Here is a 16,375-nt window from a genome sequence, read left to right on the forward strand (position 1 = left end):
CGGCGAAAACCCCGGTTGTTCGGCCAATCGAATATGGCGCGCCTGCTGAGAATCAACGCCGTACCCCAAGCCCGCCCGACCACACACGGCCCCTCGGCATGACTCCAGAACATCCAAGCTTCCCGTCCCCCTCCAAGACCCAGCTGCGCCGGCCGGAGGTCGCCCGATGAATCCGGCGGCGCCCGCGGGCGCCGGCATGGCGCCCTCCTCCGCCTCGGCGTTCACCGAGCGCCTGCGCGCCCAGCCTAAGCTGCCGCTGATCGTCGGCGCCGCCGCGATCGTGGCCGCCGCGGCGGCGTTCATGCTCTGGAGCCGCGCGCCGGACTACGGCGTGCTCTATACCAACGTGTCGGACCGCGACGGCGGTGCGATCATCGCGTCGCTGCAGCAGATGAACGTGCCCTACAAGTTCACCGCCGGTGGCAGCGCGATCCTGGTCGCGAGCGACAAGGTGCCCGAACTGCGGCTCAAGCTCGCGGCCGAGGGGCTGCCCAAGGGCGGCGGGGTGGGCTTCGAACTGCTCGACAACCAGAAGTTCGGCACCAGCCATTTCGCCGAACAGGTCAACTACCAGCGCGGCCTCGAGGGCGAGCTCGCGCGCTCCATCGAATCGATCGGCTCGGTCGAGGCGGCGCGCGTGCACCTGGCGCTGCCCAAGGCGTCGCTCTTCGTGCGCGACCAGAAGAAGCCGTCGGCCTCGGTGGTGCTCACGCTGCACCGCGGCCGCGGCATCGACGAAGGCCAGGTCAGCGCCATCGTGCACATGGTGTCCAGCAGCGTGCCCGAACTCAATGCCAAGAGCGTGACCGTGGTCGACCAGCACGGCAACCTGCTGTCGGCCGCCAATGCGGGCGCGCGCGGGCTCGACGTGAGCCAGCTCAAGTATGCGCAGGAGATCGAGCAGGGCTACATCCGCCGCATCGAGGCGATCCTGCAGCCGATCCTCGGCGCGAGCAACGTGCGTGCGCAGGTCGCGGCCGAGATCGACTTCTCGGTGGTCGAACGCACCGAGGAAAGCTACAGCCCCAACCAGGCGCCGCGCGCGCCGGCGATCCGCAGCCAGACCTCGAGCGAGTCACTGCAGCAGGGCATGACGCCGCCGGGCGGCGTGCCCGGTGCGCTGTCGAACCAGCCGCCGCAGACGCCGACCGCCCCCATCACCGCGCCCGGCACCACGCCGCCGAACGCGCCCGCCAATCCACAGGCCGCCGCGCCGGGCGCCGCCGCGGCCACCACCGCGGCTTCGGCCCTGTCGGGCCCGGGCAGCTCGCGCAAGGACGTGACGACCAACTACGAACTCGACCGCTCGATCCGCCACGTGCAGCAGGCGGCAGGCGGCGTCAAGCGGCTGTCGGTGGCCGTGGTGGTGAACCACCGCGACGCACCCGACGCCGACGGCAAGCGGGTGCAGCGCGCGCTCGCGCCGGCCGAGGTCGAGCAGATCCGCAACCTCGTGAAGGAAGCCATGGGCTTCAGCCAGGAGCGTGGCGACTCGCTCAACGTGGTCAACAGCGCCTTCGCGCGCGAGCACGACGAACAGGCCGGCCCCGAGCTGCCGTTCTGGCGCGACCCCGCCAACCTCGGGCTCGCGATGACGGCGACCCAGTACCTGCTGCTCGCGGTGCTCGCGCTCTTTGCCTGGTTCGCCGTAGCGCGTCCGCTGCTGCGCAAGCATCTCGGCCCGCCGGTGGTCGCCGCGCCCGTCGTACCCGGCCCGATCCCGACCGGCGACCCGGCCGAAGACGAGGCCCAGGCCGCGCAGCACAACGCGCGGCTGCGCGAAGCCGAGCGTCAGAAGGCCGACCTCGACTATGCGCACCAGACCGCCGACCAGGACCCGCGCCTGGTGGCCACCTTGATCAAGCACTGGATGAACTCATGAGCGATGCAGGCACCCGAAAGGCCGCGATTCTGCTGATGTCCATCGGCGAGGACCGCGCGGCGGCCACGCTGCACCACCTGCCCGCCACCGAGGTGCAGGCGCTGGGCGTCGCGATGGCCAAGCTGAGCCAGGTCTCGAAGGACGAACTGGCGGCCGTGCTGGCCGAGTTCCGGCTCGAGACCGAGCAACTCTCCGCGCTGCACCTGGGCTCGGGCAGCTACATCCGCGCCGTGCTGCGCAAGGCGCTCGGCGACGACCGGGCGAGCAACCTGCTCGAAGACATCCTGCAGCCCGACGAGCCGCATGGCGGCATCGAGCGGCTCAACGACCTCGAAGCCAGCGAAGTGGTCGAGCTGGTGCGCGATGAGCATCCGCAGATCCTCGCCACGCTGCTGGTCCACCTCGAGCGCAAGAAGGCCTCAGAAGTGCTCGAGAAATTGCCTGAGCGCCTGCGCCACGACGTGATCCTGCGCGTGGCCACCTTCGGCGGCGTGCAGCCCGCGGCGCTGGCCGAACTGACCGACGTGCTGACCGAAATGCTCTCGGGCGAAGGCCTGAAGCGCAGCCGCCTGGGCGGCGCGCGCACCGCGGCCGAGATCGTCAACCTGATGAACAGCGCGCAGGAAGAAGAAGCCATCGCCCACGTGCGCGCCCACGACGAAGCGCTGGCGCAGCGCATCGTCGAGGAGATGTTCGTGTTCGAGAACCTGCTCGACCTCGAGGACCGCTACATCCAGCGCCTGCTCAAGGACATCGAGTCCGACTCGCTCATCGTCGCGCTCAAGGGCTCGGCGCCCGAGCTGCGCGAGAAGTTCCTCAAGAACATGTCGCAGCGTGCGGCCGAAACGCTGCGGGAAGACATCGAACTGCGCGGCCCGGTGCGCGTCTCGCAGGTCGAGACCGAGCAGAAGGCCATCCTGCAGGTAGTGCGCCGCCTGGCCGACGCGGGCGACATCGTCGTTTCCACCCCGGGCACCGATGAATTCGTCTGACACCACCTCCTCCTCCGCCGCGTTCGCTTCCACGCGCCCACGCCTGTCGGCCTGGCAGCGCTGGGAGATGGGCTCGCTCGAGACCGACGTGCGCACGGCGCAGACGCCGGCGTCGAAGCCGGCGGCACCGCGCCGCGACCCGGTGGCGCTGGCACGCGAAGCCGAGCTCCAGCGCCTGCGGCAAGAAGCGCGCGCCACCGGCGAAGCCGAGGGCCGCCGCGAGGGCTGGGCCAAGGGCCATGCCGAAGGCCACGCCGAAGGGCTGGCCGCCGGGCTCGCGGGCGCGAGCGCCCATGCCGAGCAGTTGCGCGCACTGGCCGCCTCGCTGCCCGCGGCGCTGCGCAGTGCAGAGAGCGAACTCTCCGAAGCGATCCTCGCGCTCGCGCTCGACGTGGCGCGGCAGGTGGTCCACCGCACGCTGCGCACCGAGCCCGAATGGGTGCTCGCGCTGGTGCAGGACCTGCTGCATGCCGAACCCGCGCTGCAGGGCGAGCCGCGCCTGCTGCTGCATCCCGACGACGTGGCGCTGGTGAAGAACAGCCTCGGCGGCGAGCTGCAGGCCGCCGGTTGGCAGCTGCGCGCCGACGACACGCTCGCGCGCGGCAGCTGCCGCGTGCGCTCGGCGAGCGGCGAGATGGACGCCACGCTCGAAACCCGCTGGAAGCGCGTGGTGGGCGCCTTCTCGTCGCACGCCGATGCCGAGGGTGCCTGAAGCCATGTCGTCCAACCCGCATCTCCAGTCGTGGCAGGCCACGCTCGCGCAGGCGCGCACCGAGGTCGGCCGCTGCCAGACCATCGCCACCTCGGGGCGGCTGACCCGCGCCGTGGGCCTGGTGCTCGAAGCCGTGGGGCTGCAGTTGCCGGTCGGCAGCGACTGCCTGATCGAACTGCCGCCCGGCCATGCGCAGCGCCATGCCGAGGCCGAAGTGGTCGGCTTCGCGGGCGACCGCCTGTTTCTGATGCCGCAGAGCGAAGTGGCCGGCCTGCTGCCGGGCGCGCGCGTGTTCGCACGCCCCGGTGCGGCATGGCCCGCCGCCGGCGCGGCCCCCGGCGAGGCGCATGCCAAGCGGCTGCCGGTGGGCGAAGGCATGCTCGGCCGCGTGGTCGACGCGGTCGGCCGTCCGCTCGACGGCCTCGGGCCGCTCGACATCAGCCGCAAGGTGCCGCTGTCGTCGCCGCCGATCAACCCGCTGACGCGCGCGCCGATCGATTCGGTGCTCGACGTGGGCGTGCGCGCGATCAACGCGATGCTCACCGTCGGCCGCGGCCAGCGCATGGGCCTGTTCGCAGGCTCGGGCGTCGGCAAGAGCGTGCTGCTCGGCATGATGGCGCGCTACACCAGCGCCGAGGTCATCGTGGTCGGACTGATCGGCGAGCGCGGGCGCGAAGTGAAGGAATTCATCGAGCACACGCTCGGCAAGGAAGGCCTGGCGCGCGCGGTGGTCGTCGCGGCGCCGGCCGACAACTCGCCGCTGCTGCGCCTGCAGGGCGCTGCCTACGCCACCTGCCTGGCCGAGTACTTCCGCGACCAGGGACGCGACGTGCTGCTGATCATGGATTCGCTCACCCGCTATGCGATGGCGCAGCGCGAGATCGCGCTCGCGGTCGGCGAGCCGCCTGCCACCAAGGGCTACCCGCCTTCGGTGTTCGCCAAGCTGCCGGCGCTCGTGGAGCGTGCGGGCAACGGTGCGCGCGACGCCGAGGGCCGCGGCGGCTCGATCACCGCCTTCTACACCGTGCTGTCCGAAGGCGATGACCAGCAGGACCCGATCGCCGACTCGGCGCGCGCCATCCTCGACGGCCACGTGGTGCTCTCGCGCACGCTGGCCGAGGCCGGCCACTACCCGGCGATCGACATCGAGGCCTCGATCAGCCGCGCGATGACCTCGCTGATCGAGCCGTCGCAGTTCGAGACCGTGCGCCGCTTCAAGCAGGCGCTGTCGCGCTACCAGCGAAACCGCGACCTGATCAGCGTCGGCGCCTACGCGCCCGGCCACGATCCGCAGCTCGACCAGGCGATCGCGCTCTATCCGCGCATCGAGGCCTTCCTGCAGCAGCCGATGCAGGAGCGCTGCGGCTATGCCGAAGCGATCGCGCGCATGAGCGACATCTTCCCGGCTGCCTGACCGGGCGGCCACCCCTATCTCCCGGAACCACCATGGCCCACAAACTTCCGCTCGACACGCTCACCGACCTGGCGCGCACCAAGGCCGACGACGCCGCCCGCCAGCTCGGCGTGCTGCAGAACGCGCAAGTCAGCGCGCGCGAGAAGCTCGACCTGCTGCTGCAGTACCGCGAGGACTACAGCCAGCAGCTCGACGTGCTGATGCAGGGCGGCCTGCCGTCCGCGCAATGGCACAACTACCGCAACTTCCTGGCCACACTCGACGGCGCAATCCAGCAGCAGCGCGCCATCGTGGCGCAGGCCGCGAGCCGGCTCGACCTGGGGCGCAACGAATGGCAGCACCACAAGCGGCGCCTCAACTCCTTCGATGCGCTGGCCGAGCGGCTGCGCCGGCAGGAGCTGGTGGCCGGCGCGCGGCGCGAGCAACGCGACAGCGACGAGCGCGCGGCGCGCCAATTCTTCGACCGCGCGATCCAACCGACATCCTGATTCCTTTCGCCATGTCCACTTCCATCGCCCCTTCCTTCGGCCCCGGCACGGCGGCCTCGCCCGTTTCTTCCTCCAGTGCCTCCGGTGCGCGCGGCCGCAGCGCCGACGAGCCCGATGGCCGCAATTTCCATGCGGTGCTGGAGCGCTCGCGCGGCGGCAACGCGCAGCCCGCCGAAGACGGGTCTGCGCTGGAAGGCGCGGCCCGGCGCAAGCCCGGGCGCGGTGCCGACCGCAGGGAAGAACTTGCGGCCGAACCGCTGCCACTGGCCTTCTTCGCCCCGATGCCCGGAAGCTTGCCGGCTGCGGGGCTGCCGGCCGGTGCACCGGTTGCCGCCGGCGGCGCGCAGGCCGGCACACCGGGGCTGGTGACCGATACCGCAACCGGAGATGTACCGGCAGCCGATGCCGGCACTGCCGTCGCGGCCGCCGACGAGGCAGCGGGCAGCACGCAGCCGCAGCCTGCCGACGCGCTCGCCCAGACCGCACCGCAGGCGAACGGCAGCGCCGCGAAGCCCGATGCCCAGGCTCCTGCCACCATGCCGGCGGACGCCATTGCCCAGCCGACCGGCGAGGCCGACGCCGACGCAGTCGACGCCACAGCTGTGCCGATCCCTGTCGCCAACCCCGCGCGTCCGGCAGCGCCGAATGCAGCGGTGTCCGACCTGCCGATCCCGGCGCAGGACGATGCCGCGGCCACGTCGATCCCCACCGATGTGGTGGCGCGCGCGGCCGAGCTGCCGGCGCAGGGGCCGGCGACGCCCGCCGCCTCCATCGTGCTCGGCTCGCCGCCTTCCATGGCGGTCGACAGTGCGCGCACGAGCGTGCCGCCGGCCTCGGTCCACACGCCGACCCTCACGGTCGAGCCGTCGGTCGGCAGCGAGGCATGGGGCCGCGCCATCGGCCAGCAGATGCTGCGCATGAGCGCCGCGGGCTACCAGGTGGCCGAACTGAACCTCAACCCGGCCGGCCTCGGCCCGCTCAAGGTGACGCTGTCGATGGCCGACAACCAGGCCCAGGCGATGTTCTTCTCGGCCCACGAGAGCGTGCGCCGCGCGGTGGAAGCGGCGCTGCCGCAGTTGCGCGCGAGCATGGCCGACAGCGGCATCAGCCTCGGCCAAGCTTCGGTCGGCGCCGAGGCGCACCACTCGCCGGGACAGGGCGGCACCCTCGGCCAGGATGCGCAGCAGCAGCAACAGCAGCAGGCGTCCGCGCGCCGCGCGGACCGCCCGGCCTTCGGCTCGGAGGCGGCCGCTGCCGCCGCACAGGCCGCGCCCCTTGGGACCGCTGCCGCGCAGCGCAGGTCCAACGCCGCCGTCGACACCTTCGTCTGAACACCTTCGCCTGAGGCGAACGCGGGATCTGAGGCCTTTTCCCGCGCTTGATCAGCCCTTCGTTTGCCGCTCACCTGGCAAAAAATAGTCCGAACCCGATTCGTTTCGCAGCTTCCAACATGGCCACCAGTCCTACCGCCGCAATTCCAACCGTTCCCCCCGCCACCGGCCGTTCATCGAAGCTGGTGATCGTGCTCCTGAGCGTGGCGCTGGCCGCCGTGCTGACCGGCGGCGGCGTGTACTACCTGATGAGCCCGCGCGAAGGCGCCGCGCCGGCCCCGGCCGCCGCTGCGGCCGTTGCCGTGCCCGAGAAGCCGATCTTCGTGACGCTCGAGCCGGTGACGGTGAACGTGCGCTCCGACGGCCGGCCGCGCTTCCTGCACGTGGGCATGGCGCTCAAGGTGCGCGACGAACAGACCAAGACACGCATCGTCGAGTTCATGCCCGAAGTGCGCAGCCGCCTGCTGCTGCTGCTGTCGAATCGCCCGCCCGAGTCGCTGGTCACCACCGAGGACAAGGCCCGGCTCGCCGAGGAGATCCGCTTCGACCTGAGCCGCCCGCTCGGCGCCGGCAGCCCGCCGCAGGAGATCGCAGGCGTTTCCTTCAGCACCTTCATGGTGCAGTAACCCATTTCACGAACCGGCGATCCATGGCCTATGAACAAGTGCTCTCCCAGGACGAGGTCGACGCGCTATTGCAGGGCGTCACCGGCGGCGGGAGCGAGCAGAACGACGGCGCGGCGAGCAGCGCGGACGGCCTGCCCGTCTACAACCTCGGTGCGCCCGACCGCGTGGTGCGCGGGCGCATGCACACGCTCGAGGTCATCAACGAGCGTTTCGCGCGCCACCTGCGCAGCTCGCTGCTGAACTTCATGCGCCGCAGCCCCGACATTTCGGTCGGACCGATCCACATCCAGCAGTACGGCGAGTTCGTGCGGCACCTGCCGGTGCCCGCCAACATCAACATGCTGCACCTGAAGCCGCTACGCGGCACCGCGCTCTTCGTGTTCGACCCGAAGCTGGTGTTCCTGGTGGTCGACAACCTGTTCGGCAGCGACGGCCGCTACCACGTGCGCGTGGAAGGCCGCGACTTCACGCGCACCGAACAGCGCATCATCAAGCGCCTTCTGAACCTCACGCTACAGTGCTACGGCGACGCCTGGCAGCCGGTGTTCCCGCTCGCCTTCGACTACGTGCGCGCCGAGATGCACGGCAAGCTGGCCAACATCGTCGCGCCGAACGAGGTGGTGATCACCACCACGCTGCAGATCGAGTTCGGCCCTGTGGGCGGCTTCCTGCACGTGTGCATTCCCTATTCGATGATCGAGCCGATCCGCGACCTGCTTTCCAATCCGGTGCAGGACGAGATCGAGATCGACAAGCGCTGGGTGCGCCAGATGTCGCAGCAGATGCAGAGCGCCGACGTCGAGCTCTCCGCCGAATTCATCACCATGCCCTCGACCATCGGCGAGGTGCTCAAGCTCCAGGCCGGCGACGTGCTGCCCATCGAGTTGCCCTCGTCGATCACCGCGCGCGTCGACGGCATTCCGGTCATGGAATGCGGCTACGGCGTGTCGAACGAACGCTATGCGCTGCGCGTGCTGCAGATGATCTCCCACCAAGACAGCGATCCGAAGAACGACCATGACTGACAACACTTCATCCTCCAGCGATGCGGACGATTGGGCCAGCGCGCTGGCCGAGCAGACCGCCGCTTCCGCACCGGCGCCTGCACCCGCTCCCGCTCCTGCCCCCGCAGCGGCGCCGGCCCGTGCGCCCGTCCCAGTGGCCGCACCGGCTGGCACCCGCGTCTTCCAGCCGCTGCATGCCACGCCGCCCGGCGCGGGCAATCCGGTGGACGTCGAGCGCATCCTCGACGTCCCGGTGCAGCTCACGGCCGAGCTCGGCCGCACGCGCATCACCATCAAGAGCCTGCTGCAGCTGTCGCAGGGTTCGGTGGTCGAGCTCGACGGCCTCGCCGGCCAGCCGCTCGACGTGCTGATCAACGGCTACCTGATCGCGCAGGGCGAGGTGGTGGTGGTGAACGAGAAGTACGGCATCCGGCTGACCGACATCGTCACCCCGTCCGAGCGGATGCAGAAGCTCGGCCGCTCATGATGCCTTTCGCCAGATGGTGCCGGACTGCGGCCGCGGTGACCGCCGCCGCATGGGGCCTGGCCGCGCATGCCGCGCTGCCCACCGTGCCCACGCCGGTGGAAAGCGCCGCGGCGCCCGCGGTCGGCGCCTCGAGCCTGCTGCAGGCCGGCTTCGGCATGTTCGTGGTGCTGGGCCTGATCTTCCTGTGCGCCTGGGCGGCACGCCGCTTCGGCCTGCAGCGCCTCGGCAGCGGCCACCTCGTGAAGGTGGTCGGCAGCACCATGGTCGGCCAGCGCGAGCGCGTGGTGGTCGTCGAAGTCGGCAGCACCTGGCTGGTGCTCGGCGTCACGGCGAGCCAGGTCAACACGCTGCATTCGTTGCCCGCGCAGGCAGGCGGCACCGCCTTGCCGGCCTCGGCAGACACGCGCGACCTGCGCATCGCGGGCGCGGCCAACCTGTTCGCGCAGAAGCTGCGCGAATCGCTCGGCCTCAAGCCGCAACCGGGCCGATGATGCGAACCCCCATTGTTCGGCGGTGCCTCGGCGGCGCCGCGCTGATGCTGCTCGCGCTGGCGCTGCCCGCCGCGGCCATCGCCCAGGGCCTGCCCGGCGTCACCAGCACGCCCGGCCCGGGCGGCAGCCAGACCTGGTCGCTCAGCGTGCAGACGCTGGTGATGCTGACCTCGCTGTCGTTCCTGCCGGCGCTGCTCTTGAGCATGACCAGCTTCACGCGCATCCTCATCGTGATGGGATTGCTGCGCACCGCCATCGGCACGCAGTCGTCGCCGCCGAACCAGGTGCTGGTCGGGCTGTCGCTCTTTTTGACCTTCTTCGTCATGTCGCCGGTGTTCGACAAGGCCTACGACGAGGCCTATGTGCCGTTCTCGCAGAACAAGCTCAGCGCCGAGCAAGCGCTCGAGAAAGGCATCGCGCCCTTCAAGTCGTTCATGCTCAAGCAGACGCGCGAGAACGACCTGGCGCTGTTCGCCCGGCTCGCCAAGACGCCCGAGATGCAGGGCCCCGAGGACGTGCCGCTGCGCATTTTGCTGCCCTCGTTCGTGATCAGTGAACTGAAGACCGCGTTCCAGATCGGCTTCACGATCTTCATCCCGTTCCTGATCATCGACCTCGTGGTGGCCAGCGTGCTGATGTCGATGGGCATGATGATGGTGCCGCCCGCCTCGATCGCGCTGCCGTTCAAGCTGATGCTGTTCGTGATGGCCGATGGCTGGCAGTTGCTGATCGGCGCGCTGGCCCAGAGCTTCTACATCTAGAGAGAGATTTTTCGAATGACGCCCGAATCCGTCATGACCCTGGGCAGCCAGGCGATCCACGTCTCGCTGCTGCTCGGCGCGCCGCTCTTGATCGTCGCGCTCGTGGTGGGCCTGGTGATCAGCATCTTCCAGGCCGCCACGCAGATCAACGAAGCCACGCTGTCCTTCATTCCCAAGCTGCTCGCGGTGTTCGCGGTGCTGGTGATCGCCGGGCCCTGGATGCTGGGGCAGATGCTCGACTACATGCGCGTGCTCTTTTCCAGCATTCCGCAACTGGTCGCCTAGATGCCCGCGATCTTCTCCGTCACTTCGGCGGAGCTGGCCGCCTGGCTGACCGCTTTTCTCTGGCCCTTCATCCGCATGCTGGCGCTCGTGAGCACCGCACCGGTGTTCGGGGAGCCGGGTGTCTCACGCAACCTCAAAGTGGCGATCTCGGTGTTGCTCGCGGTGGCGATCGCGCCCACACTCGCGCCGATGCCGCAGGTGCCGATCGTGTCGGCCGGTGGCGTGTGGATCGTCATCCAGCAGGTGCTGATCGGCGCGGCCATCGGCTTCACCATGCGCATGGTGTTCGCCGCCGTGCTCGCCGCGGGCGAATACATCGGCCTGCAGATGGGCCTGTCGTTTGCCTCCTTCTTCGACCCCATGGCCGGCGGCGCCACGATGGTGATCGCGCGCTTCATGCACATGCTGGCGATCCTGATCTTCCTGGCGCTCGACGGCCACCTGCTCATGGTCGCCGCGCTGGCCGAGAGCTTCCACACGCTGCCGATCGCCGATGCGCCGCTGGCGGCGCGGGGCTGGTTCTTCCTGGTGTCGGCCGGCGCGCAGATCTTCTCCAACGGGCTGATGCTGGCGCTGCCGCTCGTGACCGCGCTGCTCACGCTGAACCTCGCGATGGGCATCCTGAACCGCGCCTCGCCGCAGTTCAGCATCTTCGCGGTCGGCTTTCCGCTCACGCTGCTCGCGGGCATCGGGATGATGCAGCTGCTGATCCCGCAGCTCGGCGCGTTCCTGGAGCCGCGCTTTGCCGAAGCGCTGGACAACGTGCTGCGGCTCACGCAGGCGCTGCGGCCCTGAAGGCCACGCCTTCCGTCACAGGTAGTTGAACAGCGCAATGCTGTGCAGCCGCGCGAAGGTCTGCTGCGTGGCCTTCAGCGAGGTCTCGCGCTGCAGGTACTCGGAGATTGCGGCGGCCGGCTCCAGGTCTTCGATCTCGGAGAGGTAGGCCTTGTCGACCAAAGCCCGCGCGGCAGCGCCGTTGGCGAGCGCATCGAGTTCGTTCATGCGCGAACCCACCGACGAGATCACCGTCAGCACGTTGTCGTGCGCATTGGTGACCTTGACGTTGAAGGTGCTCAACGCGTTGAGCAGCTGTGCCTGGGCCGCGTCGCCGCCACCGGCGAGTGGCTGCTTGAGCGCGGTGATCATGTCGCCAATGGCGGCAAAGATGTCGGTGCCGGCATTGCGGGCGGTGGCGACCTGGAAGGTGTCGCCGTCGGCGGGCGTGCCACTCATCTTGATCTGCATGCCGCCGAACGAGATCGGCGCGTCGGCCACATAGGGGCCGTTGGCAGCGACCACGGGGGGCGTGTCGGTGGTCGAGACGGTGTAGTTGCCGCCGGTGAAGCTGATCGTGAAGTCCTTGCCGTAGTGCGCGGCGGAGGCATCGGTCAGGCCGACCGAACCGAACACGCCCGAACCGGTGTTGCCGGCCGCGGCCGAGGTCACGTAGCCCGCGCCGCCCTGCACCGACTGAAACACGCTGCGGCCGTCGTCGGTAGCGGCCATCTGGCGCGACACGTCGATCTGCATCAGCCGCTGGCCCTGGTCGCCCATGTAGCGGATGCCGCTCGCGTCGTTCACGAATGGCGGGCTCGCGCTCTTGAAGCCCGCGAACAGGAACTGGCCGTTGCCGTCGTCGGCGTTGGCCACGTTCACGAGCTGGTCGAGGTTGCCCTGCAGCGTGGTCGCGAGCGTTGCGCGGTCGACGTCGGAGAGCGTGCCGTTGCCCGCCTGCACCGCGAGCGTCTTCATGCTCTGCATGATCGAGGTGGCCGACTTCAGCGCCGTCTCTTCCTGCGAGAGCGAGAGCATTGCGCGGCTGCGGCTCGACGTGAGCTGCGCCGATTCGGCCATCGACTGGCTGACGCCGAGCGCGCGCGCAGCGGCCACCGGATCGTCGGCCGGCGTGAGGAACTTGGTGCCCGCGGCGAGCTGCTGCTGGATTCGGAACAGCTTCTGTTGCTGGGTTCCCATCGCGCTCTGGCTCTGGGCATAGAAAGATTGGGTGCTGATGCGCATCGCGGCTCCTGGGTGTGTGTGGCTAGCCGCGGATGCCGAGGATCGCGTCGAACATGCTCGATGCGGTCTGGATCACCTTGGCATTGGCTTGGTACATCTGCTGGTACATCAGCAGGTTGGCGGTTTCCTCATCCTGGTTCACGCCCGAGATCGCATCGCGGCTGGCGCGGATCTGGCCCGTCACGCTCGCTTGCGTCTGCTCGGCCACGCGGACTTCCATGGCGCGGTTGCCGACCTCGCTCACGAGCTTGGTGTAGCCGGCGTTGAAGGTCGAAGTGCCGCCGTCCATCGCGTTCTTTCGCTGCAGCGCGCCGAGGCGCAGCGCGTTGCTGCCGTCGGAGACGCCGCCCGTGTTCTTGCCGATGGTGAAGGTGTCACCATGGGCGGGCGCGCCGCCGAGCTTCACCTCGACGCCGTCGAAGCGGATCGTGGCGCCCGCGGTGTAGGGCACGGCGGTGCCGGCCGCGTAGGTGCTGGCGCTGCCGTCGGCCAGCGTCACCGTGACCGCGGAACCGGCGGGAAAGCCCGAGAGCGTGCTGGCCGTGGCGTCGTAGGCCAGCGTGACGCCCGCGGCCAGCGGCGTGGCGAGGTAGGCGGCGTCGACCACGGCCGGGCCCAGCGCGCCGGTGCCCTTGTTGCCGACCGTGTTGCCGGTGACCAGCGGCGAGCCGGCGGCGATCTTGGCGGTTTCGTGCACCAGCACGTCCATGTCGCGCGCACCGTTGCGCGTGGGCTGCACCAGGAACGAATCGCCCGCCTGCGCGGCGCCGCTCGCGATCGACAGGCTCACGCCGTCGAAGCTGACCGGCAACGCGGTGTAGTCGCCGAGAACCTGCTTGTCCGACAGGCGGGTGACGGTGTAGGTCAGCGTGCCGGCCACGTCCTTGACCTGCACCGCGTAGTCGCTGGTGGTGAGCTGGGAGGTGTCGCTCACGGTGGCGCCGAGCACCATGTTGCCGCCATTGCGCGCGTTCGAGAACACGCCCGGCTCGGCCATCGAGAAGAAGTCGCCGCCGAGCGCGCCGTTGAGGTCGACGCCAAGCTGGTGCTGGTTGTTGAACTCGGCACCCAGGGCCATGGCCAGGCGGCCGATGGCGTTCTGCGAGGTCGTGAGCGTCTCGGCGCGGAACGCCATGAGGCCGCCGAGGGAACCGCCCGTGAACACGTTGTCGTTGAGCTCGGAGACGGTGCCCGTGAGCCCGACCAGCGCCATCGACATGCGCGTGGGATCTGCCGCCGAGGGCACTGCCTGCATCTTGGCGGCCCGGTCGCCGAGCACCAGCGACTGGCCGTTGCCGATGAAGACGTTGTACTGGCCGCTGTGCTGCTCGAGCACCTTGACGTCGACGATCTTGCCGAGGTCGGCCACCAGCTGGTCGCGTTGATCCATCAGGTCGTTCGGCGGCTGGCCGCCGGCCATGGCGCTGAGCTGGCTGATCTGCTGGTTGAGGCTGGCGATCTGCGTGGCGTAGGTGTTGATCTGGCCGGCGCTGCCCTTGATCTGTTCGTTGACCGAGCTGTTCAGGTCGGTGAGGTACTGGTCGGTGGCGCGGAACTTGTTGGCCAGGGTCTGCGCGGCGCTGATGAGCTGCTGGCGCGCTGCCGGGTCGGCCGGGGTGTTGGCCACGTCCTGCACGCTCGCGAAGAACTTCTGCATCAGCGGCGTGAGGCCGGCCGTCTTGTCGGCCAGCAGCGAGTCGATGCGGTTGATCTGCGAGCCATAGCTCGCGAGCGCGGCGCTGCGCGACTCGGCGCCGTTGAGCTGTGCCGTGAGGTACTGGTCATAGCTGCGCTGCACCGTGGTGACGCGCGCGCCGCCGCCGATGAAGCCGGCGCCGCTCGCGGTGCCGCCGTTGGAGGACACGATCGCCGTCTGCCGGTTGTAGCCGACGGTGTAGACATTGGCCGTGTTGTGCGCGGTGGTCACGAGCGCGGCACGCGCAACGCCGAGGCCGGACAGGCCCGTTTGGAACATCGACATGGGTGTTACCTGTAGAACGTTTCTTGTTGGGGGCGAGGGCAGCGTTTGGGATGCCCTTGTGCTTTGTTTATCGGCAGGCCGCGCGGAAGTTGAAGGCTGCCTTTCGCGGCTTGCGTTCAGGCGGCGCGGCGAAAGACGCTGACCGACGCGACCAGGCTCTCGGCCTGCTCCTGCATCGACTGCGCGGCGGCTGCGGCCTCTTCGACCAGCGCCGCGTTCTGCTGCGTCACCTGGTCCATCTGCGCGATCGCCTGGTTCACCTGCTCGATGCCCGTTCTCTGCTCTTGGCTCGCCGCGGTGATCTCGCCGATGATGTCGGTCACGCGCCGCACGCTGCCGACGATCTCTTCCATCGTCTTGCCGGCCTCGCCCACGAGCATGCTGCCCCGGTCGACCTTGCCGACCGAGTCGTCGATCAGGCCCTTGATCTCCTTGGCGGCTGCGCCCGAGCGCTGCGCCAGGCTGCGCACTTCCGAAGCCACCACGGCGAAACCGCGGCCCTGCTCACCGGCGCGCGCCGCTTCGACCGCCGCATTGAGCGCGAGGATGTTGGTCTGGAACGCGATGCCGTCGATCACGCCGATGATGTCGACGATCTTGCGCGACGAGGCATTGATCGAGGCCATGGTGTCGACCACCTGGCCGACCACGTCGCCGCCCTTCACTGCCACTTCCGAGGCCGAGAGCGCGAGCTGGTTCGCCTGGCGGGCGTTGTCGGCGTTCTGCTTGACGGTCGAGGTCAGCTCTTCCATCGAGGCCGCCGTCTGCTCGAGCGAGCTGGCCTGCTCCTCGGTGCGCGATGACAGGTCCTGGTTGCCTGCGGCGATCTGCGTCGACGCGGTCATCACGTGCGAGACGTTGGTGTCCACGTCGAGCACGATGGCCGAGAAGTTCGCGCTCATCTGGTTCAGCGCGCGCAGCAGGTGGCGCATCTCGTCCTCGGGACGAACCTCGAACTTCGCAATCCCGCCCGATGCGATGGCCTGTGCCACGCGCACCGCTTCGTCCATCGGACGGAACACGGTGCGGTCGAGAAAATAGCCGAAGCCGGCCCATGCCAGCGCGCAGAGCGCGGCACCGGCGGCCCACACCTGCGGGCCCACGAGGCCGAGCCAGCCGGCCACGCCGAGTGCAAGCATCAGCACGGCGGCGGCCGCGGTAGAACCGAACACGCGCACGCGGATCGGAAGCCGGCGCAGGCGTGCCAGCACGCTGGTCCATCCGCGCCGGACCACCTCGCCCTGCTCGATCGCCAGCCCCTTGGCCTCGCCCTCGCGAAAGCGCCGATAGAGCTGCTCGGCCTGCTCGACGGCGGCGCGGGCGGGCTTGCTGCGCACCGACATGTAGCCTTCGATCTGACCGTTGCGGCGCACCGGCGTGACGTTGGCAAGCACCCAGTAGAAGTCGCCGTTCTCGCGCCGGTTCTTGACCAGGCCGGTCCAGGGCAAGCCCTTCTTCAGGGTCTCCCACATGTCGCCGAAGGCCTCGGGCGGCATGTCCGGATGGCGGATCATGTTGTGCGCCTTGCCGATGAGCTGCGGCACCGCGTAGCCGCTCGCGGTCACGAAGGCCGGATTGACGTAGGTGATGCGGCCCTTGAGGTCGGTGCGCGACACCAGCGCCGCGTCATCGTCGAGCAGGTATTCGTGGGTGGTGACGGGAAGGTTGAGTCTCATGATCCTGGGGAATGCGGTCTTTCCTCTGCGGTCAGGCGAACGCCGGCTCGGCGTTTCCGAGCGCGCGGACGTCGTGCTGCGCTGCTCTGGAAACGCCCGGCAGGGCGCGGCCATCTCCCGCATGAGCCTCGAGCCTGAACACACTCACCGCCTGCACGAGGCTCGCGGTCTGTTCCTGCATCGATTGCGCGGCAGCCGCAGCCTCTTCGACCAGTGCCGCGTTCTG

At 69.4% G+C, this 16,375-nt stretch carries 16 protein-coding genes and 1 pseudogene; 13 read left to right on the plus strand and 4 right to left on the minus strand.

What is annotated here, in order from left to right:
- The first annotated feature begins 166 nt into the window (after positions 1-166).
- The 13 genes from fliF to fliR all read left to right on the plus strand — a co-directional run bounded on the left by fliF (position 167) and on the right by fliR (position 11,268).
- A complete protein-coding gene (fliF, locus tag AC3A6J_RS03990) occupies positions 167-1,882 on the plus strand; it encodes a flagellar basal-body MS-ring/collar protein FliF (protein ID WP_487858597.1) in 1,716 nt (571 codons plus the stop codon).
- Positions 1,879-2,874, plus strand: a complete 996-nt coding sequence (fliG, locus tag AC3A6J_RS03995) for a flagellar motor switch protein FliG (protein WP_487858598.1) — start codon at positions 1,879-1,881, stop codon at positions 2,872-2,874. The genes fliF and fliG overlap by 4 nt, the downstream gene beginning before the upstream one ends.
- Positions 2,861-3,586 carry a flagellar assembly protein FliH gene (fliH, locus tag AC3A6J_RS04000; protein ID WP_487858599.1) on the plus strand — a complete coding sequence of 242 codons (726 nt, stop codon included), beginning with the start codon at positions 2,861-2,863 and terminating at the stop codon, positions 3,584-3,586. The genes fliG and fliH overlap by 14 nt, the downstream gene beginning before the upstream one ends.
- Positions 3,570-5,000 (plus strand): flagellar protein export ATPase FliI, encoded by a 1,431-nt coding sequence (fliI, locus tag AC3A6J_RS04005; RefSeq protein ID WP_487858600.1) that lies wholly within the window; start codon positions 3,570-3,572, stop codon positions 4,998-5,000. The genes fliH and fliI overlap by 17 nt, the downstream gene beginning before the upstream one ends.
- A gap of 32 nt (positions 5,001-5,032) precedes the next feature.
- A complete protein-coding gene (gene fliJ / locus AC3A6J_RS04010; protein ID WP_487858601.1) occupies positions 5,033-5,488 on the plus strand; it encodes a flagellar export protein FliJ in 456 nt (151 codons plus the stop codon).
- 11 nt (positions 5,489-5,499) lie between these two features.
- A complete protein-coding gene (locus tag AC3A6J_RS04015) occupies positions 5,500-6,819 on the plus strand; it encodes a flagellar hook-length control protein FliK (RefSeq protein WP_487858602.1) in 1,320 nt (439 codons plus the stop codon).
- A gap of 119 nt (positions 6,820-6,938) precedes the next feature.
- Positions 6,939-7,445, plus strand: a complete 507-nt coding sequence (fliL, locus tag AC3A6J_RS04020) for a flagellar basal body-associated protein FliL (RefSeq protein ID WP_487858603.1) — start codon at positions 6,939-6,941, stop codon at positions 7,443-7,445.
- Between the two features lie 23 nt (positions 7,446-7,468).
- A complete protein-coding gene (gene fliM, locus AC3A6J_RS04025; protein ID WP_487858604.1) occupies positions 7,469-8,470 on the plus strand; it encodes a flagellar motor switch protein FliM in 1,002 nt (333 codons plus the stop codon).
- On the plus strand, positions 8,463-8,936 hold the full coding sequence (gene fliN / locus AC3A6J_RS04030) for a flagellar motor switch protein FliN (protein WP_487858605.1): 474 nt from the start codon (positions 8,463-8,465) through the stop codon (positions 8,934-8,936). Before fliM ends, fliN begins: the two co-directional genes overlap by 8 nt.
- Complete coding sequence (fliO, locus tag AC3A6J_RS04035; protein ID WP_487858606.1) at positions 8,933-9,427, plus strand: flagellar biosynthetic protein FliO; 495 nt, start codon at positions 8,933-8,935, stop codon at positions 9,425-9,427. Before fliN ends, fliO begins: the two co-directional genes overlap by 4 nt.
- Complete coding sequence (gene fliP / locus AC3A6J_RS04040) at positions 9,427-10,188, plus strand: flagellar type III secretion system pore protein FliP (protein ID WP_487858607.1); 762 nt, start codon at positions 9,427-9,429, stop codon at positions 10,186-10,188. The genes fliO and fliP overlap by 1 nt, the downstream gene beginning before the upstream one ends.
- Positions 10,189-10,203: 15 nt before the next feature.
- A complete protein-coding gene (fliQ, locus tag AC3A6J_RS04045) occupies positions 10,204-10,473 on the plus strand; it encodes a flagellar biosynthesis protein FliQ (RefSeq protein ID WP_487858608.1) in 270 nt (89 codons plus the stop codon).
- The gene (fliR, locus tag AC3A6J_RS04050; protein ID WP_487858609.1) at positions 10,474-11,268 is read left to right on the plus strand and encodes a flagellar biosynthetic protein FliR; all 795 of its coding nucleotides are present in this window, start codon (positions 10,474-10,476) and stop codon (positions 11,266-11,268) included. It abuts the gene before it with no gap.
- Between the two features lie 15 nt (positions 11,269-11,283).
- On the opposite strand, the gene flgL is transcribed toward fliR, so the two are convergent.
- From flgL to AC3A6J_RS04070, 4 genes and pseudogenes are all read right to left on the minus strand, one after another.
- Positions 11,284-12,492, minus strand: a complete 1,209-nt coding sequence (gene flgL, locus AC3A6J_RS04055; protein WP_487858610.1) for a flagellar hook-associated protein FlgL — start codon at positions 12,490-12,492, stop codon at positions 11,284-11,286.
- Between the two features lie 22 nt (positions 12,493-12,514).
- Entirely contained in the window at positions 12,515-14,473 is a 1,959-nt protein-coding gene (flgK, locus tag AC3A6J_RS04060) for a flagellar hook-associated protein FlgK (protein WP_487858611.1), read from the minus strand.
- Between the two features lie 116 nt (positions 14,474-14,589).
- A complete protein-coding gene (locus AC3A6J_RS04065; protein ID WP_487858612.1) occupies positions 14,590-16,149 on the minus strand; it encodes a methyl-accepting chemotaxis protein in 1,560 nt (519 codons plus the stop codon).
- Between the two features lie 31 nt (positions 16,150-16,180).
- Positions 16,181-16,375 (minus strand): annotated as a pseudogene (locus tag AC3A6J_RS04070) (methyl-accepting chemotaxis protein); the annotation flags it as partial.

The organism is Variovorax sp. Soil_C_39 (genome assembly GCF_057656815.1).